Here is a 23,247-nt window from a genome sequence, read left to right as displayed (position 1 = left end):
ACACAGCGTTCCTATTCCTTCTGCTGCTGCATGAAAAAAGACCCCTGCTTTCCAACAGAGGGCCTTCTATTATTTGACTATCGCTTCGTCTTCTTTTTTCGTATAGGGAAGCTGTTTTAACAACGCTTCAAGCACATGCAGGAAAGATTTCCCGCCAAGGCGGTCCAGATAAACGGCCAGCTTTATTTTGGCTCCGCTTGTGCCGATACCAATCGCTTTGCCGTATTCGTTTACGACTGCGAACAGCTTGGCTCCATCAATCTGCCGGCTGATCTCTTCTGTAACGAGCAGATTGATTTTTTTACCTTCCTGCGTAATCGCTTCTGCTCCTTCTTTTGCTGCAAGAAGCTTAATACGGGAGATGGCAAACAAATCTTCTGTTTCCCTTGGATACTCGCCAAATCGGTCGATCATTTCGTCCTGCAGGTCCTGTAGGTCTTCTGGTGTTTCTATGCCTTTGAAACGTTTGTACATTTCAATTTTCTGCTTGGAGTCGCCAATATAGCTTTCCGGAATGTAGGCATCTACTTTTACGTCCATTTCAATTTCCGGAGGCTTTGGTTTCGGCGTACCGGATCTCCGCTCATCAATTGCTTCTTTAAGCATCTGCGAGTACAGATCAAACCCTACTGATTCAATATACCCGTGCTGCTGGGAACCAAGAAGGTTTCCGGCACCGCGGATAGAAAGGTCACGCATCGCAATTTTGAATCCCGAGCCAAGCTCGGTAAATTCTTTAATCGACTGCAGCCGCTTTTCGGCCACTTCTGTGAGCACTTTATCCCGCTGATACGTAAAGTAGGCATAGGCGACCCGGTTGGAGCGCCCGACCCGGCCCCTGATTTGATAGAGCTGGGAGAGTCCCATCCGGTCAGCGTCTGAAATAATCAGTGTGTTAACGTTTGGAATGTCTACACCTGTTTCAATAATCGTCGTCGTCACCAGCACATCTTTATTGCCTTCCAAAAAGTCGATCATGACCGACTCCAGCTCCTGCTCATTCATCTGCCCGTGCGCGTAAGCGACTTCTGCTTCCGGCACAAGCATCGAAATCTGCTCTGCCACCCGGCTGATATTTTCCACCCGATTGTGCAGAAAGTAGATCTGGCCGCCCCGGCTCAATTCCCGCTCCACAGCTTCTTTTACCAGTCCTGCGTTATATTCCAGTACATATGTCTGCACAGGGAAGCGGTTTTCCGGCGGTGTTTCGATAAGAGAAAGGTCCCGTACGCCAAGCATCGACATATGCAGCGTTCTTGGGATAGGCGTCGCGGTCAGCGTGAGCACATCTACGTTAGCTTTCAGCTGCTTGATTTTTTCTTTATGGGTTACGCCAAAACGCTGCTCCTCATCGACGATCAACAGACCTAGATCTTTGAAAACAACATCTTTGGACAGCACCCGGTGCGTTCCGATGATCATATCGACGCCGCCTTCTTTCAGCGACTTCAGGGCTTCGGCCTGCTGTTTTCTTGTCCGGAAGCGGCTTAAGAGACCTATATTTATTGGATGTTCCGCAAACCGCTCCGAAATGGTTTCATAGTGCTGCTGCGCCAGAATCGTCGTCGGCACTAAGAGCGCCACCTGCTTGCCATCGGCAATCGCTTTAAACGCGGCCCGGATGGCTACTTCCGTTTTACCATAGCCAACGTCTCCGCACAGCAGCCGGTCCATCGGCCGTTCGCGTTCCATATCTTCTTTAATTTCCTGAATGGCTTTTACCTGATCTTCGGTTTCCTGATAAGGGAACGAAGAAGCAAACAGCGTTTCTTCCTTTTCGCTCGGAGAAAAAGCATGCCCTTTGGAAGCTTCTCTTTCAGCATACAGCTTGATCAGGTCATCCGCGATGTCTTCAACGGAGGACTGGACTTTACGCTTTACTTTCTTCCAGTCACTGCCGCCGAGCGCATATATTTTTGGGTTTTTGTCTTCGGCGCCTACATACTTCTGCACCTGGTCAATCTGTTCGACAGGAACGTATAATTTGTCGTTGCCGGCGTACGCTACATTCAGGTAGTCCTTATGAATGCCCCCTACTTCCAGCGTTTCAATTCCAAGGTACTTCCCGATCCCGTGGTTTACGTGCACGACAAGATCACCGATTTTTAAATCGGAATAGCTTTTGATTCTTTCCGCGTTGGAAAGCTTCTGTCTTTTTTTGTGGCGGTTTACTTTTTTAGTGAAGGTTTCCTGTTCTGTGATAATAGCTATTTTTTCGGCAGGCAGTTCAAACCCGCTGCTCAGCTGACCGATGACGACAGAGGCCCGCTCTGTCGAAAACGGACCGTCAAACCCGCTTCTGTCTGTATCGACGTCGTAGTCGGATAAAATATTCTGAAGGCGCTGTGCCCGGTCTTCGTCGCTTGCCATAAAAACAACTTGATAATCTGCTTTAACCCAGCGGTCCACCTCTGTTTTCAACGCCGGCATCTGGCCATGAAATGGCTGCATCGGTTTACAGGAGATGCTGCTGGTGGAGCTTGGCTGGGAAGAAGGCAGCGATCGTAAGAATAAAGAAAAGTGAATGCGGGGCCAGGTTTTTTCTGCAAACAGTTGGTGAAAAGGCAGCGATAAAGAAAGGTCCAGCGGAAGCTCCCCCTGCTCGAGCACCGCTGTTTTCCATTCCGCCTCCTCCTGATCCAACCGTTCCGCCATTTCCTGAACCCGGCTGATTTCATCCAGAAAGACGACCGTGTTTTCCGGGAAATAAGAAAGCAGTGTCGCCGGATTATCGTAAAAATATTCCGTATATTTATAAATACCCTGAAAACGGCTGCCCTGCTCCAGCTGTTCTTTTTCGTAGGAAAGGTGTTCATAAAGCTTGTCTTTGACATCGTTGCTTTGTACCGTTTGAATGGCTTTTTGCATGCCCGTTTCCAGACGGGAGGCTGCTTTTTCAAAATGGTGGGCGTAAAGAATGGTTTCTTCAGCAGGACCTATCGTAATTTCCTCAATCTGATGCAGAGAACGCTGGTCTTCTGCATGGAAATAGCGCAGGGAATCTACTTCTGTATCAAACAACTCAATACGTACCGGATATTCTTCCGTTAACGAATAGGTGTCTATAATACCGCCCCGTACGCTGAATTCTCCCGGAGCCGATACCATCGTCGTCCGCTGATAACCGAGAGAAATAAGTCTTGCCACAAAGGAATCTATGTCTATTTCCTCTCCAGGACGAAGCGAAATGCTCGCTTCCTGCCATACATCCACCGGCGGAAGCAGCCGCTTGGCTCCTGAAACCGGTACAATAACTACGCCGGTAAAGGTGCTGGAAGCAAGCTTATTGAGTATGTCAATCCGCTGGGCACGCATTTCAGGACTGGCCGTAGCGATCTCAGAGGAAATCAGTTCGTTTACGGGGTACAAATAAACATCGGCATTCATCAGCTCCAGCAAGTCATCATATATCTTTTGTGCCTGCAGCAGGGTATGGGTAATAATCAGCTGCGGATAATCAATGGACTGTTTAATATAAGACATAGCAAAAGCCCGCGCTGAACCACTCAGCCCGGCTACCAGCTGTTCGCCGGCCCTGTCTTTAATTCCTTTTACGACCTTTTGTATTTCCTCATTTCCTGCGAGGGCATTAATTAATCCCTTCATAACATGTTTATCCTCCTTGTTTCGAACCCTGGTTCTGTATCAGCTGATGCATCGACTTTATCATGTATAGTTTACAATGTTTCCCGGAACGTTAACAGATAGTTGGCTTCAGGCTTTTTGATTAAATGTATTCATTACTTCTTTAAAACTGTGGGAGGTCCATGCTTCTGCTGCTTTAGCGGCCTGCTCGGCGGCCTCCTGGACTTTATCCTTTTCATCCGGGGCAAAGCGCCCGAGCACATGATTCACGACGGAGACCCCCGGTTCCGGCCTTCCTACGCCGATACGGATGCGGTTGAATTCTTTGGTACCTAAATGATCAATAATGGACCGAATGCCGTTATGGCCTCCGTGGCCCCCCTGTTGACGAAGGCGGAGAGTTCCCGGCTCCAGGTCAAGATCGTCGTAAAGCACGACCAGCTCGTCCGGCGATACGTCGAAATAGTTCATAATCGGCGCTATCGCTTCTCCTGATAAATTCATATATGTTAAAGGCTTTATAAGAATAATTTTTTCCCCATGGATGATCGTTTCACAGGAAAGAAATATTTTTTTGTTTTTCACCCACTGCAGACCAAGACGCGCGGCCAGTTTATCTACTGCATCAAATCCAATATTGTGCCTTGTCTGGTCATATGTTTTGCCCGGGTTTCCCAAGCCGGCTATAATCTTCATCTTTGGTTTCTTCCTTTCATCTCTGCGTCCAGAAAAGCGCAGACAGCGGCTAAGTTCTCTTAAACGCTGTCTGCACCTTTCTTATCCAAGCAAGTGGTAAAAAGGCATAACCTGTAACGGTTATACCTTTTTATTACTGCTTATTATTCTGATTTGTTCTCTTCGTCTGTTTCTTCGGAATCGTCGCTCTCTTCACCGATTACTTCCGGCTCCTGCTCTTCATCGTCTTCCTCAGGCTCTTCTTCGATATCCGGAGTTACTACTGTAACTACTGTTTCTGTCGGCTCATTCGTAATCTCAAAGTTGCCGGATGCTTTCACATCTTCTACAGATATAGAGTCACCGATATTAAGCTCGGAAATATCAACAGTGATTTCCTCAGGAATGTCAGCTGGCAATGCACTTACTGTCAAAGTAAACAATAGGTTTGATACAACGCCGCCGTCTTTTTCTCCAGGTGCTTCTCCAACAAGGTTAACGGAAACTTCTGCTTCCATTTCAGATTTCATATCAACTGCAAAGAAGTCGATGTGAAGAACCTGATCCTTGATGCGGTCTATTTGCACGTCATGTGCAATAACCTGATATTTCTTTCCGCCTTCTACTTCTAGATCGATGATACCGTTACGTCCTACTTCACGAATAGTTTTTATAAAACCAACACTATGCACTGAAACTGCTGTGCTTTCGGTTGTCTTTCCGTAAAGAACGGCCGGTACCTGCCCGTTGCGGCGCAATGATTTGTTCTCAGAAGTTCTGAGATCTGTGCGCTTCTCGGCTTTTAGTACTGTAGCCATGCTTCTTTCACCTCATTTAGATTGTCTTCGCAGGGGTTAATATTTTTTTACCCACTTGAGACGAGATTATACCAGTCTTTTTTATAAAAAGCAAGTCCTTCCCAAAGGAAGCTTATTCAAACAGTGTGCTGACAGATGCGTGTTCGTGCACACGGATAATGGCTTCACCCAGTAACGGGGCAACAGAAAGCTGTGTAATTTTAGCAATTTTCTTTTCTTCCGGAAGAACAATGGTATTTGTGACCACAAGTTCTTTTATCTGGGAGTTTTCAATCCGCTCAATAGCCGGGCCGGATAGTACCGGGTGTGTGCTGCATGCGTATACTTCTTTAGCTCCTGCTTCAATTAATGCATCTGCAGCAAGCGTCATGGTGCCGGCTGTATCAATAATATCGTCAATAATAATCGCTGTTTTTCCCTGAACTTCCCCTACAATATTCATTACTTCAGAGACGTTTGGTTTCGGACGCCTCTTATCAATAATCGCAATCGGTGCTTTCATACGGTCCGCCATTTTTCTGGCGCGGACTACGCCGCCATGATCGGGAGAAACAATGACAACATCCTCAAGGTTTTTTTGTTCAAAATGATTGGAGAGAATTGGTTCTCCAAGCAGTTGATCGACCGGGATATCAAAGAAACCCTGAATTTGGGTCGCGTGAAGATCCACACTTAATACGCGCGTCGCGCCGGCTGTTTCAAGTAGGTTTGCTACAAGTTTTGATGTGATTGGCTCTCTTGAGCGGGCTTTTCGGTCCTGGCGTGCATATCCATAATAGGGAATAACCACATTTATCGTATGCGCAGAAGCCCGTTTCATGGCATCAATCATAATCAACAGTTCCATAAGATGTTCATTGGCCGGGTCGGAAGTAGATTGAACAAGGAAAACATCGCAGCCGCGAATGCTCTCTTCAATATTCATCTGTACTTCTCCATCACTGAAGCGCTTAACAGAGCTTTTCCCCATCGGCACCCCTATTTTATTACTGATCTCTTCAGCAAGAGCAGGGTTGGAATTCAAGGTAAAAAGCTTTAAATATGGATCCTCATAGGTTGGCATTAGTAAATTTCCCTCCGTTAACATTTTAAAATCCAGGCCTGTAACCGGCTTTATTTATTTTATATAATTTTCTTTGTTTGTCTGACGCGAACGGGCAATGGAAAGAGACTGGCTCGGTACGTCTTCTGTAATAGTGGAACCTGCTGCTATTACAGCATTTTCACCGATTGTAACAGGGGCAATCAAGTTGGCGTTGCAACCTACAAACGCTCCATCTTTTACTTTAGTCAAGTATTTCTGCTTTCCATCATAATTGACCGTGATCGATCCGCAGCCAAGGTTTACATTGCTTCCTATTTCCGCATCCCCAATATAGCTTAAGTGGGAAGCTTTGCTTCCTTTGCCGAAAGAAGCTTTTTTCACTTCCACAAAATTGCCTACTTTCACTTCATCCTCAAGAACAGAGGCTGGACGAATATGGGCAAACGGGCCGATATTGACATTGCTGCCTACTTCACTTTCGGACACGACAGAATGCCTGATTACCGTTTCACTTCCAACCGCACTATCGGAAATCTCCGTATGAGGGCCGATTTTACATTTGCTTCCAATCGTTACATTTCCGTTTAGTATCGTTCCCGGATACAGCACGGTGTCACTTCCAATAACCGCATCTGCCGAAATATACGTCTGCGCATCATCAATAAACGTCACACCCTGACGCATCCAATAGGTATTAATTCGACGCTTCATTGTCTGTTCTGCTTCTGCAAGGGCGACTCTGTCATTAACACCGATCGTTTCCGAAAAGTCCGGTGTCTTCCAGGCGGAAACTGTTTCTCCTTCATCTTTTAAGATGCCGATAACATCGGGGAGGTAGTATTCACCCTGGGAATTATCATTGCCAACCTGCTTTAGAACGCGGAACAGCGTTTCGTTATCAAAGCAGTACGTGCCGGTATTAATTTCTCCAATCGCAAGCTCTGCTTTGGAAGCATCTTTTTGTTCCACGACACGCAGCACATTTCCTGTTTCCTGTTCACGTACAACACGCCCGTACCCGGAAGGATCTTCTGCTCCTGCTGTTAATACGGTCGCTTTTGCTCCGGTTTCCTGATGATGGGTAAACAACGCCTCCATTGTTTCCGAACTGATTAATGGCGTGTCTCCACAAAGGACGATCGTTACGCCTTCTTTGTCTCCTAAAAGCTCCTCCGCCTGCATGACAGCATGGCCTGTACCAAGCTGCTTTTCCTGAAGCACATAAGAAGAACGGCTTCCAAGATGTTCTTTTACCATTTCGGCTCCGTGACCTGTTACCGTGACAATACTTTCTGTACCTGTTTGGGCGACCTGGTCTACTACATGCTCGACCATCGGTTTCCCGCACACAGGGTGCAGCACTTTATATAATTCCGACTTCATCCGTGTACCTTTTCCAGCAGCTAAAATCACAGCATAGCGTTTATTCATTACTCATCCTCCAAGTATCCGATTTTCCATAACGAATATATCCTAAAAGGCACTTTATTTCAAGACAGGCGGAGAAAGTCACATTATTCTGCAATGCATTCTCTTTCCTGCTGTCTTATGGATAACGTACAAAAAACGACCCTGCCTGCTGCAGAGCCGTACATTCCATCTTTAAGTATACCATGTTACAGCGGGGTCTGCGCTTCTTTTTCCCACTCCGTTGAATCGATTTCTTTCTGTCGGCTGTACTCCTGCAGAACCGCGTGCTGAATTTTTTCTCTTGCCCCGGTAGAAATAGGATGGGCAATATCTCTAAATTCTCCATCGGGAGTACGCTTACTCGGCATCGCTACAAAATAGCCGTTATTGCCGTCGATGACCCGAATATCATGGATCACAAATTCCCCGTCCAGTGTTATAGATGCAATAGCGCGCATGCGCCCTTCTGTTTTCACACAGCGAAGTCTTACATCAGTTACTTCCATTTGCTCTACCCCCTTTTTGTTTAAGATGTATATCAGCTACATTCAACAAAAAAAGAGAGAGTCCTTCTAAAAAATTTAAATTTTTAGAAAATGATGGTAAAAAACCTTCTTTCTTTTTTCAAAGAGAGAAGGCTGATATGTGCTTAAATGTTATTTAGGCGTTCACTAAAGCAATGACTTCAATTTCGATCAAGACGTCTTTTGGAAGCCTTGCCACTTCTACACAGGAGCGTGCAGGCTGGTGAGCGCTGAAATATTCTCCGTACACTTCATTAATCAAAGGAAACTCATCCATATTCTTAATGAATACTGTAGCTTTGACGACCGTATCTAAAGAAGCACCAGCTTCAGCAAGAACCGCCTGGAGGTTTTTAAAAACCTGATGAGTCTGCTCCTGCACATTCCCTTCCAGCAGTTCACCGTCTGCCTTCAGGGGAATCTGGCCGGAGCTGTAAAATAAATTATTTACAATAATTCCCTGTGAATATGGCCCGATAGCTTCGGGAGCGTTTTTAGTAAATACTTTTTTCATGTATTATTCCTCCGCTGTTAATTTATTTATAATATTGCCGGGCTCCGCTTTTACCTGCTTCTGCTGGTTATTCACATCCGCAAGCCTTGCAATGGAGACGTAATCATCGACAAGACGCTCTTCTACGTCTTCGGCTTCTACTAACACGCCAATGCCGACAACCTCGGCTTTGAATTCACTTAAAAGGTCCATCATGCCCCGGGCGGTTCCGCCTGCTTTCATAAAATCATCTACGATCAAGACGCGGGCGCCCTCCTGCAGGCTTCTTCTCGCAAGAGACATCGTTTGTATACGTTTAGCCGAACCAGATACATAGTTAATACTTACCATAGAACCTTCCGTGACCCGGTGATCGCGCCTTACGACACTTACAGGCACATTTAAGTGCGAAGCTATCGCGTATGCCAAAGGGATTCCTTTCATCGCTACAGTCATCACAGAATCAATTTTCTGTCCTGCAAATACAGTAGCAAACAGGCGCCCAATTTCTTTCATAAGCTGGGGCTTTCCGAGAATATCCATCATATACAAATACCCGCCCGGCAGAAGACGCTCTTTATCTTCCAGTTTTTCACAGATATCCTGTACCAGCTCCGCTGCTTCTTTACCTTGTATTTTCGGTATGTATTTCACTCCGCCGCTCGCTCCGGCTACCGTCAACAGAGAACCGATGCCCTGTTCTTCAAACACTTCTTTTACAATCGTTAAGTCTTCACTGATAGAAGACTTGGCCGAATCATACCGCTCTGAAAAATAGCTCAACGATACGAGCTGATGAGGGTGTTCTTTTAAATAATGCGTCATATCTACAAGCCGTCCGCTTCGTTTCCATTTCTTCATGTAAACCTCCGTATTAAATCCGAATATTATATCCAAAATATATCATTAATATACGGATTTAATCAAGCCTATTCCTCATGTCGAATCATCCGCACAGCATAAACCTGATCACAGAATCCCCGGAGGGCGTTGTATACCCGGTGCACCTTGGCTTCTCGTTCAATCAGACCGAATACAGTCGGACCGCTGCCGCTCATCAGCGCAGCGTCTGCCCCCGAATCCAGCATCCGTTCTTTAATGCGGGTTACTTCCGGATACATCGGCAGCGTGACCTCTTCCAGTACATTGTATAAATTGGCACACATGTCGGGGAAACTTCCAGCTTCGAGCGCTTTTACAATGGAAGGACTGGCTGGCTTTCTTCGCTTTCCCGCGTCTACTTTTTTGTAAATATCTCCCGTTGATACACCAATTGGAGGTTTTGCTAAAATCACCCAGCACGGCGGAGGCGCCGGCAGGCGTTTGATTTTTTCACCGCGTCCTGTAGCAAGTGCTGTTCCGCCGTAAACACAGAATGCCACATCAGACCCAATTTCTGCAGCGTATACTGCAAGCTCTTCTATCGAGAGGCCGAGCCCCCACATTTCATTAGCGCCTTTCAGCGCCGCAGCTGCATCACTGCTTCCTCCTGCCAATCCTGCCGCTACAGGGATATACTTATGTATATAAATATGAAGGCCGCTTTTCACCTGATACTTCTTCTGCAGCAGCCGCGCCGCCTGATAAGCAAAATTCCGGTGGTCCACGGGAAGAAAGCCTTCGGACATTTCTACGGTAATCCTACCGTCGGCACGCAGCGTAAAATCCAGACGATCTGCTAAATCGACCTGGGCCATAACCATTTCTACTTCATGAAACCCGTCTTCGCGCTTATGAAGCACGTCCAGGCTCAAGTTAATTTTCGCAGGTGCTTTAATTGATCGTTTCACCTAACATTCTCCTTCTCTGTCTTCAGCCGCTGATAGCAGCCTTCGCATCTGCCGCCTCATTATCTCTGTATATTTTAGTTGAAAACTTCCAGTATGTACAGTTTACGCTTATAGACAGTCAGGAATGAGTTTGATTTTTGCCGCAGCATCATTTTCTGCAAAAAAAAAGCTCCAGCAGAGAATTCTCTTCTGCCGGGGCTTTATGGCGCACCCTGCTTTTATGGAGGGTGCACTCATCGTTCATATGTGGTTAAGGCTACAATTACATTTTTTCAACTAATGCTTCTTCTTCCGGAAGAAAAAGCTGTACGGTTTTCGTGAGTACATCTGTGTAACTGTAAGAAATTCTTTCCACGTGATGCTTTTCTTTGTCAAGCTTCACAATAAAAACAGAAGGATATGTTTCTTCCAGAAAACCGGATCGTTCAATCGTTTTCTTTCTTCCCCCATTAGCAATAACCGTGACTTTTTTACCGACCTTTGCATCTAGCGACTCTTTAATTTCTACCAGTGTTTTTCCCATTGTCTAAGATCCACCTCACTCATACAATAGTATACCACCAGTGAACGATGATGTCAAGTAAATTTATGATTATATCAAGTATGAACAGAGCATGTCAACGATTTAATTCAGGAAATCGGAAAGAGGAAAAAAAAGCTTCATTCCGCCGGGTAAAGCAGGGCTCATGCCCTCTATTCTGCTTTTTCCCGCATCTCTTTCCACATTGGATACATTCGGTTGCTCAATAGGGCAAACTCTTCTATAGAGAGTGTTTCTGCCCGTCTGACAGGATCAATATCAGTTTCAGAAAAAAGATTCTGCAGCTCTTCTTTGTACGTTTTATTCATGACACTGTTCTGTACATTATTCCAGAGCGTTTTCCGGCGCTGGGTAAACGCACCCCGCACCAGGGTAAAAAAGAAAACTTCGTCTCTCACTTCCACCGGTGGACCGCTTCGAACGTCCAGACGGAGAATAGCCGAGTCTACGTTAGGTTTTGGCATAAATACCGTTCTTGGCACAACAAGCTCCTGCGTCACCTCTGCATAATACTGAGCTGCAATAGAAAGGGACCCGTACGCTTTTGAACCGGGAGCCGCTGCAATCCTCTCTGCCACTTCTTTTTGGATCATAATGACAATTCGGTCCACCGGCAGCTTTTGTTCCAGCAGTCCCATCAAAATCGGCGTAGTGACATAATACGGCAGGTTACCGACTACCGCAGTTTTTCCGGAACTACGGAGCTCTTCCAGCAGCGGACGCAGATCAGCCTGCAGAATATCCTGGTGATGCACCGTTACGTGCGGATAATCTTTCAGTGTCTCTGCTAAAATCGGCAGCAGACGTCGGTCAATTTCAAATGCCTCCACTCTTCCCGCCGCTTTTGCGAGCTGCTCTGTGAGCGCGCCAATGCCAGGGCCTATTTCTATGACTGAGTCGTTTTCGCCCATTCCCGCGGCTTTTACGATATGCTGCAGAATATTTGTATCTATAAGGAAATTCTGGCCGAGACTCTTTTTAAATGAAAAGCCGTACTTTTCCAGTATTTCTTTTGTGCGCGTCGGTGTGGCAATATCTTTAGACACCTCGATCTTCCTCCTCTAATACTTCCTTCATTGCCTTGGCAAATTCTTCTTTTTGGATCTGAAAAATATCCAGTCTCTTTTGAAACTGTTTTCCATTTGCATAGCCTATTTTTAATTTTTCGCCCATCTTTTCCCGCCGCTTTTTCGCATGGGGGCCGGCAAGGAGCCCGGCAGCAATGAGATCTCCACGGGGAATATCAGAGCCCGGCCTGCTGCTTCCATAATCCTCCCGCACTGCTGCAAGTGCTGCCTGAATGTGTTCCGGAGAGGCGTGCTCAATGCCAAGGCTTCCTTTGAACTTGGATGCTGCCATTGTTTTGGTAATAAACGCATGTTTGCACCCGGGCACACGCTCGCTGACAATACGACGGATTCTTTCCCCCGGCGTATCCGGATCCGTAAAAATAATAACGCCGCGCCGTTCATTGGCCAGCTCAATCCGCTGCAGAACAGACTCTCCAATCGCCGAGCCGTTCGTTTCGATCGTATCCGCGTCTACTGCTCGTTTCACTGCAGCTGTATCATCTTTTCCTTCTACGACAATGCATTCTTTAATACGCAGCATTTAGTTATCTTCCAATTGAAACAAGCGCTTGGCATTAGCTGTAGTCTGGGCATAAAACGATTCAGGCTTCATCCCTTTGAGTTCAGCGATTTTATCTGCGACAAGCGTTACGTAGGATGGTTCATTTCGTTTGCCGCGGTAAGGATGAGGCGCTAGAAACGGACTGTCGGTTTCTACTAGAATCCGGTCCATTGGAACGCCTGCCGCCACTTCCTTTGGCAGTTTGGCGTTTTTGAACGTCACCGGCCCTCCAAAGGAAATATAAAAGTTCATCTCCAGACACTTGGCAGCCATTTCCGAATCGCCGCCGAAACAGTGCATGATGCCGCCGGTTTTTTCTGCTTCCTCTTCCTGCAGCACAGCTACAACGTCTTCATGGGCTTCCCGGTCATGAATAACGATCGGAAGATTTACTTTTTGAGCCAGTCGAATCTGCTTTCGAAATACTTCTTTTTGAACCTCCGCCGGTGATTTATCCCAGTGGTAATCAAGTCCCATTTCTCCAAGAGCAACTACTTTCGGATGCGAAGCGAGCTTTTCAATCCAGCGCAGATCTTCTTCAGTCATGTCTATCGCGTCTACTGGGTGCCAGCCGACGGTCGCATAAATAAACTCATAGCTTTCTGCCAGTTCGATCGCCCTTTTAATAGTAGGGCGGTCAAACCCAATCACATTCATCCATTCTACACCGGCCTTTTTTGCCCGTTCTATTACTTCTTCTACATCTTCATCAAATTGCTCTACATTTAAATGAACATGAGTATCAAACAGCATACATGTATCCTCCTTACGAAAAAGGCAGGCCGGAGCCTGCCCTTTTCTTTCTATTTAATTAACAATCGAGCCATTGGGCAGAGAATCCGCTACCGTGGCAAGCGTTAGTTCTTTTCCTTTGGATGCAGCAAGAATCATCCCTTGAGACCATTCGCCGCGGAGTTTCACAGGCTTTAGGTTGGTAACACAAATCACTTTTCGTCCTACAAGCTCTTCAGGTGAATAGTGCTGAGCAATGCCAGAGACAACCTGCCTTGACTCTCCACCCAGTTCCAGCTGGATTTTCAGGAGTTTATCGGCTTTTTTTACCGGTTCGGCAGCTGTCACTTCTGCTACTTTCAGCTCCACTTTATGAAATTCATCTATCGTAATTTCATTACTTTCGCTTTCCTGCACCTCTTCCTGCTGTGCCGGTTCCGTTTCTTCTTTTTTCGCCTCTCCTCCCATATCTTCGATAATATGGGTCACTTCTTCTTTATAATCGAGTCTAGGAAACACCGGCGTCCCTTTTTTCACAACCGTCGTTCCTGCTGGAAGTACCCCAAACGTATGCAGGGAATCCCAGACTGTATCTTCTTGTTGAATACCGAGCTGTTCCCACATTTTCTGCGGTGTTTTGGTCATGAAAGGCTGAATCATGATGGATATATGACGCAGGGCTTCCGCCAGATGATAAAGCACCGATCCCAGCTGCTCAGCATGCTCATCGCTTTTCGCGAGCACCCACGGCTGTGTTTCATCGATGTATTTATTCGTGCGGCTTACCAGCTGCCAAATAGCTGACAGGGCTACAGAAAATTCCATATCCTCCATCGCGTCTTCAACCTTTGCCACCGTAACTTCTACAAGCTCTACCAGGGAATCATCAAACGGCGTTCCGTCTTTCAAGTAAGCCGGAAGCGTTCCGCCTTTGTATTTATTCACCATTGCTACCGTACGGTTAAGCAGGTTTCCCAGGTCATTGGCCAGGTCGTAGTTGATACGGTCCACAAAACCTTCCGGCGTAAAGACACCGTCGGAGCCGAATGGTACTTCCCGAAGCAGGTAGTAGCGGAGGGCATCTAATCCATAGCGCTCTATGAGCGGAATCGGATCGACCACATTGCCTTTTGATTTCGACATTTTTCCATCTTTCATCAGAAGCCAGCCGTGGCCGAATACTTTCTTTGGCAGTGGCAGATCAAGAGCCATCAGCATGATCGGCCAGTATATTGTGTGGAAACGAACAATTTCTTTTCCAACAATATGCACGTCTGCCGGCCAGAATTTCTGGTAATCTTCATCCTGGTCCGTACTGTACCCAAGTGCCGTGATGTAATTGGACAATGCATCTATCCAAACGTAAACGACGTGCTCCGGATCGCTTTCTACCGGAATGCCCCATTTAAATGCGGTCCGGGAGACAGCAAGGTCTTCGAGCCCTGGTTTAATAAAGTTATTGATCATTTCATTTTTGCGGGATTCCGGCTGGATAAATTCAGGATTTTCCTCGTAATATTTTAACAGGCGGTCGGCATACCTGCTCATCCGGAAAAAGTACGAGCGCTCTCTTACCCACTCGACCGCATGGCCGCTGTCCGGGCTTTTGCCGCCGACTATTTTTTCGTTTTCGTAAATAGGGTCATCGAGCTGCCTTTCGGTATAAAATGTTTCATCCGGCACCGAATACCAGCCTTCATATTCATCTAAATAAATATCGCCGTTTTTCTTTAAGGTTTCAAAAATCTTCTGGACTACTTCTTTATGCCGTGATTCTGTCGTGCGGATAAAATCATCATAGGAAATATCAAGCTTTTCCCAGAGGTCTTTAATACCTGTAACCACCTCATCAACAAACTCCTGTGGAGACACACCTTTTTCTTCGGCCTTTCGCTCAATTTTCTGGCCGTGTTCGTCTGTGCCCGTTAAATAGCGCACATCGTATCCACGCAGGCGCTTATAGCGGGCCATAGCGTCACCGGCTACAGTCGTGTAGGCGTGGCCGATATGAAGCTTGGCGCTTGGATAGTATATGGGCGTTGTCAGGTAAAACGTCTTATCATTCTTTGTCATAATGGGGCCTCCTTAATAGAAAAAACTTCTTATATAAAATAAAATAAACCCTCGTCCTGCAAAGGGACGAGAGTTTCTACTCACGCGGTACCACCCAAATTTCCCCCGGTAAACGGCGGGGGCTCGGTGCGCTTCTTCTGAAAGCTCCATCAGAAAACAACGCTTATCTTTAACGCAGAAATACGTTTCTCTTTTATTTTTTTAAACTCAAGAGAAAGTTCCTCCCGGACCATTTTCGAAAATTCCAGCTGTACCGGTTTTCAGCAGTTCCCGGCTCTCTGTTACAGCGTCCTTTTGTACTTATCCTTTCATAGGAAAACAGTATTCATTTTATATTAGACATCAATAGTAAATATATCCGGGAAAGCCTTCACTGTCAATGTATTAGTCACTGTCTAACAGTTCGACTTTTTTCGACAAAAACACCTTTATTTTTTCTTATTCGTTCATTTATTGGATCGGCAAATGGAAATTACACCAGAGGCTAAAACATAATATACTTTCTATATACTTATTTAAATGCTGGTATAAAAGGGTTTTATTAATATGAAAAAATTTCTATATATTACAATGGTATGGAGTTAAAAATATTTGACTTGGTTTGGAAACATTGGTATTCTTAGGTTACAAATAGAGAAAAATGTCGAAAGATGACATAAATGATTTAAATCCTAGGAGGACGAATATTATGAAATCAACAGGTATTGTACGTAAGGTAGATGAACTGGGCCGGGTAGTTATTCCTATCGAACTTCGCCGCACATTGGAAATCGCTGAAAAGGATGCATTGGAAATTTATGTGGATCACGACCGCATTATTTTGAAAAAATACAAGCCGAACATGACCTGCCAGGTTACTGGTGAAGTATCGGACGATAACGTTTCTCTTGCCGGCGGCAAAATTATTCTTTCCCCAGAAGGCGCAGAGGAAATCTTGAAAGATCTTCAAAGCTACACAAGCAAGCACAAGACGAACGCCTAATCAAATAAGTAAGCGGCATCCTTTTGGATGCCGCCTTTTTTTGGGTACAGCGTAGTTTATTCACCTTTAATCTCGTGATAAGCCGCGTAAATTTCCCGTTTAGGAATATTCCGGTCCACGGCGGCCTGTTTAATTGCATCTTTTGATGTCATTCCTTCATTTATATAATAATGAACATGATCCTGAAGGCTGTATTCTTCCCACCAGTCGTTTTTTTGCGCCAGATCGCCGCTTCCTGCTTCCACTACAAGAGAACATTCCCCTTTTATTTGGTGAGAGCCTGCGTAATCGGCCAGCTCTGATATACGACCGCGCGTAAACTCCTCAAAACGTTTGGTCAGTTCTCTGCCAAGAGATGCCTGCCGGTCCCCCCACACGCTGCTCATATCTTTGAGCATATCTTTCAGCCGATGGGGAGCTTCATAGAAAATCATTGGTACGCCGATTTCAGAAAGCCGCGCCAGTTCCTCGAGCCGGTCTTTTTTCTTTCTTGGAAGAAATCCGTAAAAATAGAAACCCTGGGCGGCCAGCCCGGATGCAGCGAGAGCGGGAAGAACCGCATTCGCTCCCGGAAGGGGAATTACGGGGATATCCAGGTCGACACACTGTTTCACAATTTCAAGACCTGGGTCCGACACAAGCGGCATGCCGGCATCACTTACAAGCGCCACGGTTTTTTGGTCCTGCAGCGCCTGTAGAATAGCTTCTCCTTTATACTGCTTATTGTGCTCATGATAACTGTTCATGGGCGTATGAATATCAAAGTGTGAGCAAAGTTTTTTAGTTTGTCTGGTATCTTCTGCAAAAATGATATCTGCTTCTTTTAAAATCCGGACGGCCCGCCATGTCATATCTTCTAAATTCCCTATCGGCGTTGCAACCAAATACAGGCTTCCGCCTTCCTCGGCATAACTATGTTGTTGTTTCATGCCTGCCTCCTCTGTTGTGTTGAATCAACATTTCTTTTTTCTCCCGATTCCAGGATTTAATCTCCCGCTCCCGCTGCATTGCTTCCCATTTAGTGGAAAACATTTCTTGATGCATTAACACAAAAGGGCCGCGCCCTCTTGTATACTTTGCACCTTTTCCCGCTTCATGGACTGCGACTCTTCTTTCCACATTGTCAGTATACCCGGTATATAAGGTGTTGTCGGCACAGCAGAGAATATATACATAGTACCGTTTAGTCGCTTCCTTCATAATAATTCTGAAACTCCTTTGTATATTGCCTGTTTTCATCATATACAATCAAAGGCGGTTCTATCGTCAGACCAGGTCGGCCGTTTTTTATACCTTCCAGCAGCAGAATATTCGCTGGGCGGTCGGCCAGCGGATGAATCCATTTTGCCCGTTTCGGTTCAATACCGTACTGCTGATAAAGCTGCACCAGCTCCAGAAAACGTTCCGGACGAAGCACCATCGCTACTTTCCCCTTCTGCTTTACCATACGGGAAGCAGCCTTCACGATATCCTGCAAGGTGCCGTTTTGCTCATGCCTCGCTGCGGCAAAGTGGGGATTGTTATGATATTCCGCTTCGCCGGCTGCCGCGAAATATGGAGGATTGCACGTTACCAGATCTGCCTGTTCCAGAGAGAATGGTACTTCTCTCACATCTCCTTCTATGCATTGGATCCGGTCAGAGAGATCATTCAGGTGAATACTGCGGTCGGCCATCTCTTTCAAACGGGGCTGAATTTCCACCCCGGTCATGGAAACTTGGCTTCTTGTGGACAACACCAGCGGTATAACACCGTTTCCGCTGCACAGATCGATGATAGTACCCTTTGTAATAGGCACCCAGGCAAACCTTGCCAAAAGCACCGCATCCATAGAAAACGAGAATACGTCCTCGCTTTGAATAATCTGCAGGGTTTTTGTTATGTAATCAATACGTTCTTTTGAATCTGTCACGTGCTGCCACTCCTTTATTTCGATAAACGGCTTATTCCATTTTACACATAAAAAGACTGCCCAAAGAGTGAATATCACTTTTAGACAGCCTGTTTTTTATTTTTGCTGGAGGAAGGATAAGCAGAATAAACAATCGCCATCTGTACGAAGACTTCCATAATGCATGTTGCAAATGTGAAAGCCTTCATGATAAAGGCGCGCCAGGTTATCATACCCTTCGCCTACACTTGTACGCTTCGGTTTTTTGTTTACCTGAAGTTTTTCCATTTCCAGCCTGGCCTCTTCTTTTACATCCAACCGTTTACGCAGATGCTTGTTTTCCAGAGAAAGAGCCTGATTTTCTTCAATCAGCATAGCCAGCTGTTCTTTTAATTCTCCCAGTTCATCATGCAAAGCACCGATTCGTTCTTCCATATGAATGACCTGCGAAAATATTTCTCGTTTCTCCACGTTCCTCCCCACCCCAACTATCCGTATGCTATCAGCGAGTAATGAATCCCTGCTCCATTAATTCGTCAAGACTGTATTCCAGCACATTTTCACGCTCTGCAATATGAACCTGAACCAGCCGTTCGAGTATATTGATTCCTGCTACTTTTCCCCGGCCTTCCGGTGTTTCGATTTTCTGGCCGATATCAGGCAGGTCTTTTTTCGCCTGCTCATAATGATCGTTTTCATATTTAAGACAGCACATCAACCGTCCGCACAGCCCGGAAATCTTAGCCGGATTTAACGAGAGATTCTGGTCTTTGGCCATCTTAATAGAAACCGGCTCAAAATCGCCCAAAAAGGTGGAACAGCAGAGGACACGGCCGCAGGGGCCGATCCCGCCAAGCATTTTGGCTTCGTCTCTTACACCGATCTGGCGAAGTTCAATACGTGTCCGGAATACTGAAGCTAAATCTTTTACTAAATTCCTGAAGTCGATGCGTCCGTCCGCCGTAAAGTAAAAAAGCACTTTATTGCGGTCAAAAGTATATTCTACATTGACCAGCTTCATATCTAAGCTGTGTTCGGAAATTTTTGCAGCACAGGTAGCAAATGCTTTTTCCGACAACGTTTTGTTTTCTTCCATGGCTTTTTTATCTTTACTGTCTGCAATACGCAGCACTTTTTTTAAAGGCAGGACTACATCATCTTCATTTACCTGTTTGTTGCCAATGACTACTTTTCCGTATTCTACACCGCGGGCGGTTTCTACAACAATCCATTCCTCAGCGGGAATGGTCAACTCACCTGGTGAAAAGTAATATATCTTGCCTGCTTTCTTAAATCTGACTCCTACTACGTCATGCAAGGCTACGATCCCTCCTGTAAATGGAGCACTAACTGCTCCATCAGAAGCTGGTTATTTACATTAGCGCGAAGACGTCGTTTCGCGTCCAGGATAAACTGCATCGATGCAGCAATCTCTTGTTCTGTTATGGAAAGGGCCTGTGATTCAAGCTTTTCCATTTGATCAGGATAAGCAAATTCTCCGCCTGCTTTCTGAACAGAGAGTAGATCACGGTACCAAAAGAGCAGCAGATCCAAGCCAATGTCCAGCTCTTTTCTATCTTTAAAATGAACGAGCCACTTTTCCTGTAACGTCAATAATGCCTGCTGAGGTCTTTGGTTCACCTCGTTTACTAATTGTATCACTAGAGCCCGCCCCTGTACAATCCACTCTTTGCTCTCTTCCTCATAGTTGTCAAGGGTTTCATCAGGCAGCCGTGCCAGCAGGCCGGCATTGGCCGGACTCATCCCCTGCTCTTGAAAATAAGCCGTTCTTGTGGAAAGAAGCGGCGGCGCAAAGCTGATTCGCTGCGCTCTTGATTGAATAGTCGGAAGCAGAAAATGGGCATTTTCTGTAAGCAGTACCGCCATGGTCGGGCTGGCAGGTTCTTCTAAAAACTTCAGGAGGCTGTTTCCGGCACTGGCTGTCATCGTATCCGCTTTATGGACAAGGTACACCTTCGTGCCTGCTTCCATTCCTTTATAAGTGAATTCTTTTTGGAGGGCTTCCACCTGGGCTTTTTTAATGGAATCCCCGTCCGGATGCAGAAGCATCACGTCGGGGTGATTGCCGTGGGCAATGCGTTTGCATTCCACGCAGGTTTCACATGGCCTGCCTTCTGTCTGCCTGGCACAGAAAATGCTCTGGGCCATCAACAGGGCTACGTCTTCTTTTTTGCTGCCGTGCATGCCTTCAAAAATATAAGCATGCGACAGCCTATCTTTTTTGATAGCCTGCCGCAGCATGGTCATTACTGTGGGCTGCTCTACTTCCATATCCGTCCATTTCATTAATTAACGCCCGCCTTAAAACTTCTCAAATCGTTCCACATCCATAATAAACACAGTAGCTCCGCCTACCTGCACCTCAACCGGGTAAGGAACGTAGGAATCGGCATTTCCTCCCATAGGAGAAACAGGAGCCACAAGCTGCTCCCGTGACTTGCAGTGATTCTTTATTATTTCAAGGACAGCATCTGTCTCTTCATCTTTTATGCCTATGAGGAATGTCGTACTGCCTGCTTTTAAAAATCCACCGGTGCTGGCAAGTTTTGTCGCTTGAAAATCGCGTTCTACTAAGGCGTTGGAGAGTCTATTGCTGTCTTTGTCCTGAACTACGGCTACGATTAACTTCACGGCTGATCCCCCTCTTTCTATAGGATAATATGAGTATGTTTTCTTTAATATTACTGGAAATCCCAAAAATCGCAAGCAGGAAATCCCAAGCTGTTATGCTTTGCCAAGCAGCCTGGCTTGAATAATCTGCACAGCCTCTGCTATAACCTCTTCTCTGGGCTGATCAGCATCCACCCGTGCGATTCGTTCCGGAAATTTTTCCAGCAGCTGGTGATAGGCCTGATATACGGAATGATGAAACGACATAGCTTCGCCATCCAGGCGGTTAAACTCTCTATCCTGGTTCTCCAAAATGCGGGCCATTCCATTTTCCGGAGATATATCAAAAAACAAGGTCAGGTCCGGCAGACAATCCTCAATAGCAAAAGCGTTAATCCGGTACACAGCGTCTATTCCAAGACCGCGGGCGGCTCCCTGATAAGCAAGACTGCTGTCTACAAACCGGTCGCACAAGACGACACTCCCTTGTTTTAAAGCAGGAAGAACTTTCTCTACCAAATGCTGCCGTCTGGCCGCTGCATACAAAAGAGCTTCTGTTCTGGCATCCATCTCCTGATGATCGGGATCTAAAATCACCGCTCTGATTTTTTCAGCGATAGCGATGCCGCCCGGTTCTCTCGTTACCACTACTTCTTTGCCTGCCTTTTTTAAAAATTGTTCCAGCTCGTGCATTGCGGTTGTTTTCCCGGAGCCTTCTCCGCCTTCTAACGTAATAAACCAGCCTTTATAAGTCATATGTGTCCTCCGTCATTGTTTTAACCTTCCAGGTGCCCTGGTGGGGATATACTCCCTGCACCCGGCCTCCCTGATAAAGCCATTTATTTAGAAATTCCCATCGTTCTCCTTCCAGTACCTCTCCTTTAAAAAACAAAGGAATGCCTGGAGGATAAGGAATAATATCAGCTGCAGTCTTACATAATTTCGCTTCTGCCAATAGTTTTTCCCTCCGCTCTCCATGAAAAACAGCGGGGATCACTCGTCCTTCTATAATAGGCGTATCTACAAAAGGCGACAAAGGCATTTTAACATGAAGATCTTTCGCAGGACTCATTTGCTTTAATTTTTGCAGAGCTCGTGAAGCCCTGCCCTTCGTTTTTTCCGTCCATACCTTCCGCTCTAACGGAAGAATAAGAAGAACCGTGTCCATAGTGGAAAGTTCGGGATACAGTCCTTCCTCTTCCAGTAAAGAAGCAAGCTGCCAGCCGGTATAGCCTGTTGGCGTTTTAACAATACACTTTAATGGATCCTTCTGGTAGGGCGCTGGTGGAACGTACAGGTTAAAACCAATATTCTGCAGTATCTGCTCTGTTTCGGTAAAATGTTCATGCCACTGTTCTGCAGGAACCCGCTTTTGATCCACTGCAAACTGCCTGGCTGCATCCAGAGATGCCATAATAGGATAAGAAGGACTGCTGGACTGAAACACAGCACAAGCGGTCTGAACCGCCTCAAAGGAAAGACGACTGCTGGAACCAATATGTAAATAAGCACCCATTGTCATAGCAGGAAGCGTTTTGTGCGCAGAGTGCACTACAGCATCTGCTCCTTGCGCAAGACTCGAGGTTGGAAAGTATTCACTCACAGCAAAATGGGCACCATGAGCTTCATCAACTAACACTATCCCCTCTTTACAATGAACCAGAGAAATAATATCACGAAGAGAAGAGACAATGCCAAAGTAGGAAGGGGACGTTAAAATAACACCCTTGGCTTCTGGATAATGCTCATACGCCCGCTGCACGGTCTGCACGTTTAAACCTAAAGTAAGGCCTGTTAGTTCATCGACAGCCGGCATTAAAAAAATAGGCTTTAGGCCGGCCAGACGGATAGCATTTATAACAGACACATGCGCATCCCGCTGCACAAAAACAACAGCACCTTTTTCAAACGCCCCAAATATCATTGCCTGATTTCCAGAAGTGGATCCCCCGGTTAAAAAAAACGTATGGCTGGATTGATAGAAGGAAGAGGCCAGAATCTGCGCTTCTTCAATGATTCCTTCAGGTGCATGCAGATCATCCAGACCGGGAATTTCCGTGAAATCATAGCTCAGTATCGAAGCAAACACCGTTTCTTTCCCATAGGGAACAATACGACCATTTTTATGACCCGGCACATGAAACGAAACAGTCTCTTTGTGCTGGTGAGCGAGCAGCGCATCCAGTAAAGGAGTATAGGCAGCCATAGTAAACATCCTCTTTTCCTTTAAAATGTTTCACGTGAAACAGAAAAATAATAGAAAAAGCACCTTTTCCTCTATGGAAAAGGTGCTTGCATTAGCCCGGCAGCGTCCTACTTTCACAGGGGGTCGCCCCCCAATTATCATCAGCGCACAAGAGCTTAACTTCCGTGTTCGGCATGGGAACGGGTGGGACCTCTTGGCTATCGTCACCGGACGGGTGGT

General features: G+C 46.1%; 24 protein-coding genes, 1 rRNA gene and 1 other annotated feature. Of the genes, 1 reads left to right on the top strand and 24 read right to left on the bottom strand.

Annotated features, from left to right (window positions below; translation table 11 throughout):
* Nucleotides 1–69 precede the first annotated feature (69 nt).
* The 14 genes from mfd to metG all read right to left on the bottom strand — a co-directional run bounded on the left by mfd (nucleotide 70) and on the right by metG (nucleotide 15,318).
* Nucleotides 70–3,606 (bottom strand): transcription-repair coupling factor, encoded by a 3,537-nt coding sequence (gene mfd / locus AC5W14_RS16535; protein ID WP_496195010.1) that lies wholly within the window; start codon nucleotides 3,604–3,606, stop codon nucleotides 70–72.
* A gap of 108 nt (nucleotides 3,607–3,714) precedes the next feature.
* Nucleotides 3,715–4,281, bottom strand: coding sequence for an aminoacyl-tRNA hydrolase (pth, locus tag AC5W14_RS16530; RefSeq protein ID WP_496060652.1), 567 nt, complete (start codon nucleotides 4,279–4,281; stop codon nucleotides 3,715–3,717).
* Nucleotides 4,282–4,424: 143 nt separating this feature from the next.
* Nucleotides 4,425–5,078 carry a 50S ribosomal protein L25/general stress protein Ctc gene (locus AC5W14_RS16525; RefSeq protein WP_496060651.1) on the bottom strand — a complete coding sequence of 218 codons (654 nt, stop codon included), beginning with the start codon at nucleotides 5,076–5,078 and terminating at the stop codon, nucleotides 4,425–4,427.
* Nucleotides 5,079–5,190: 112 nt separating this feature from the next.
* Entirely contained in the window at nucleotides 5,191–6,141 is a 951-nt protein-coding gene (locus AC5W14_RS16520; protein WP_496060650.1) for a ribose-phosphate diphosphokinase, read from the bottom strand.
* A gap of 54 nt (nucleotides 6,142–6,195) precedes the next feature.
* A complete protein-coding gene (gene glmU / locus AC5W14_RS16515; protein WP_496060649.1) occupies nucleotides 6,196–7,554 on the bottom strand; it encodes a bifunctional UDP-N-acetylglucosamine diphosphorylase/glucosamine-1-phosphate N-acetyltransferase GlmU in 1,359 nt (452 codons plus the stop codon).
* A 185-nt stretch (nucleotides 7,555–7,739) separates the two neighbouring features.
* On the bottom strand, nucleotides 7,740–8,039 hold the full coding sequence (spoVG, locus tag AC5W14_RS16510; protein WP_496060648.1) for a septation regulator SpoVG: 300 nt from the start codon (nucleotides 8,037–8,039) through the stop codon (nucleotides 7,740–7,742).
* Nucleotides 8,040–8,193: 154 nt separating this feature from the next.
* Nucleotides 8,194–8,571, bottom strand: a complete 378-nt coding sequence (locus tag AC5W14_RS16505; RefSeq protein WP_496195009.1) for a RidA family protein — start codon at nucleotides 8,569–8,571, stop codon at nucleotides 8,194–8,196.
* Between the two features lie 3 nt (nucleotides 8,572–8,574).
* Nucleotides 8,575–9,411, bottom strand: a complete 837-nt coding sequence (gene purR / locus AC5W14_RS16500) for a pur operon repressor (RefSeq protein WP_496060646.1) — start codon at nucleotides 9,409–9,411, stop codon at nucleotides 8,575–8,577.
* Nucleotides 9,412–9,479: 68 nt separating this feature from the next.
* Nucleotides 9,480–10,340 (bottom strand): 4-(cytidine 5'-diphospho)-2-C-methyl-D-erythritol kinase, encoded by an 861-nt coding sequence (ispE, locus tag AC5W14_RS16495; protein ID WP_496060645.1) that lies wholly within the window; start codon nucleotides 10,338–10,340, stop codon nucleotides 9,480–9,482.
* A gap of 262 nt (nucleotides 10,341–10,602) precedes the next feature.
* Complete coding sequence (locus tag AC5W14_RS16490) at nucleotides 10,603–10,863, bottom strand: Veg family protein (RefSeq protein ID WP_252313686.1); 261 nt, start codon at nucleotides 10,861–10,863, stop codon at nucleotides 10,603–10,605.
* 170 nt (nucleotides 10,864–11,033) lie between these two features.
* Nucleotides 11,034–11,927 (bottom strand): 16S rRNA (adenine(1518)-N(6)/adenine(1519)-N(6))-dimethyltransferase RsmA, encoded by an 894-nt coding sequence (rsmA, locus tag AC5W14_RS16485; RefSeq protein ID WP_496195008.1) that lies wholly within the window; start codon nucleotides 11,925–11,927, stop codon nucleotides 11,034–11,036.
* The gene (rnmV, locus tag AC5W14_RS16480) at nucleotides 11,920–12,489 is read right to left on the bottom strand and encodes a ribonuclease M5 (RefSeq protein WP_496195021.1); all 570 of its coding nucleotides are present in this window, start codon (nucleotides 12,487–12,489) and stop codon (nucleotides 11,920–11,922) included. Before rnmV ends, rsmA begins: the two co-directional genes overlap by 8 nt.
* A 3-nt stretch (nucleotides 12,490–12,492) precedes the next feature.
* Nucleotides 12,493–13,266, bottom strand: coding sequence for a TatD family hydrolase (locus AC5W14_RS16475; RefSeq protein WP_496060643.1), 774 nt, complete (start codon nucleotides 13,264–13,266; stop codon nucleotides 12,493–12,495).
* 54 nt (nucleotides 13,267–13,320) lie between these two features.
* A complete protein-coding gene (metG, locus tag AC5W14_RS16470) occupies nucleotides 13,321–15,318 on the bottom strand; it encodes a methionine--tRNA ligase (RefSeq protein ID WP_496195007.1) in 1,998 nt (665 codons plus the stop codon).
* A gap of 59 nt (nucleotides 15,319–15,377) precedes the next feature.
* Nucleotides 15,378–15,639: a binding site (T-box leader), on the bottom strand.
* A 367-nt stretch (nucleotides 15,640–16,006) separates the two neighbouring features.
* On the opposite strand from metG, the gene abrB reads away from it, so the two are divergent.
* Nucleotides 16,007–16,300 carry a transition state genes transcriptional regulator AbrB gene (gene abrB, locus AC5W14_RS16465; RefSeq protein ID WP_496060641.1) on the top strand — a complete coding sequence of 98 codons (294 nt, stop codon included), beginning with the start codon at nucleotides 16,007–16,009 and terminating at the stop codon, nucleotides 16,298–16,300.
* Between the two features lie 56 nt (nucleotides 16,301–16,356).
* Here abrB and rsmI read toward each other — a convergent pair whose 3' ends face one another.
* From rsmI to rrf, 10 genes are all read right to left on the bottom strand, one after another.
* Nucleotides 16,357–17,229, bottom strand: a complete 873-nt coding sequence (gene rsmI, locus AC5W14_RS16460) for a 16S rRNA (cytidine(1402)-2'-O)-methyltransferase (RefSeq protein ID WP_496195006.1) — start codon at nucleotides 17,227–17,229, stop codon at nucleotides 16,357–16,359.
* The gene (locus AC5W14_RS16455; protein WP_496060639.1) at nucleotides 17,213–17,500 is read right to left on the bottom strand and encodes a GIY-YIG nuclease family protein; all 288 of its coding nucleotides are present in this window, start codon (nucleotides 17,498–17,500) and stop codon (nucleotides 17,213–17,215) included. The genes rsmI and AC5W14_RS16455 overlap by 17 nt, the downstream gene beginning before the upstream one ends.
* On the bottom strand, nucleotides 17,484–18,212 hold the full coding sequence (locus AC5W14_RS16450; protein WP_496060638.1) for a tRNA1(Val) (adenine(37)-N6)-methyltransferase: 729 nt from the start codon (nucleotides 18,210–18,212) through the stop codon (nucleotides 17,484–17,486). The genes AC5W14_RS16455 and AC5W14_RS16450 overlap by 17 nt, the downstream gene beginning before the upstream one ends.
* Before the next feature lie 96 nt (nucleotides 18,213–18,308).
* Nucleotides 18,309–18,662 (bottom strand): DNA replication initiation control protein YabA, encoded by a 354-nt coding sequence (yabA, locus tag AC5W14_RS16445; RefSeq protein WP_252313691.1) that lies wholly within the window; start codon nucleotides 18,660–18,662, stop codon nucleotides 18,309–18,311.
* A 31-nt stretch (nucleotides 18,663–18,693) separates the two neighbouring features.
* A complete protein-coding gene (locus AC5W14_RS16440) occupies nucleotides 18,694–19,509 on the bottom strand; it encodes a PSP1 domain-containing protein (protein ID WP_496060637.1) in 816 nt (271 codons plus the stop codon).
* A gap of 2 nt (nucleotides 19,510–19,511) precedes the next feature.
* Nucleotides 19,512–20,498: a DNA polymerase III subunit delta' gene (gene holB, locus AC5W14_RS16435; RefSeq protein ID WP_496195005.1), complete on the bottom strand. Its 987-nt coding sequence runs from the start codon at nucleotides 20,496–20,498 to the stop codon at nucleotides 19,512–19,514.
* 15 nt (nucleotides 20,499–20,513) lie between these two features.
* Nucleotides 20,514–20,843: a cyclic di-AMP receptor DarA gene (darA, locus tag AC5W14_RS16430; RefSeq protein WP_496060635.1), complete on the bottom strand. Its 330-nt coding sequence runs from the start codon at nucleotides 20,841–20,843 to the stop codon at nucleotides 20,514–20,516.
* A gap of 93 nt (nucleotides 20,844–20,936) precedes the next feature.
* Nucleotides 20,937–21,578, bottom strand: coding sequence for a dTMP kinase (gene tmk / locus AC5W14_RS16425; RefSeq protein WP_496195004.1), 642 nt, complete (start codon nucleotides 21,576–21,578; stop codon nucleotides 20,937–20,939).
* A complete protein-coding gene (locus AC5W14_RS16420; RefSeq protein WP_496195003.1) occupies nucleotides 21,568–23,028 on the bottom strand; it encodes an aminotransferase class I/II-fold pyridoxal phosphate-dependent enzyme in 1,461 nt (486 codons plus the stop codon). Before AC5W14_RS16420 ends, tmk begins: the two co-directional genes overlap by 11 nt.
* Before the next feature lie 94 nt (nucleotides 23,029–23,122).
* Nucleotides 23,123–23,239 (bottom strand): 5S ribosomal RNA (rrf, locus tag AC5W14_RS16415).
* Nucleotides 23,240–23,247 lie beyond the last annotated feature (8 nt).

Source organism: Sinobaca sp. TMA16-18 (assembly GCF_059510535.1).
This window is presented reverse-complemented; position numbering and strand designations above follow the sequence as displayed.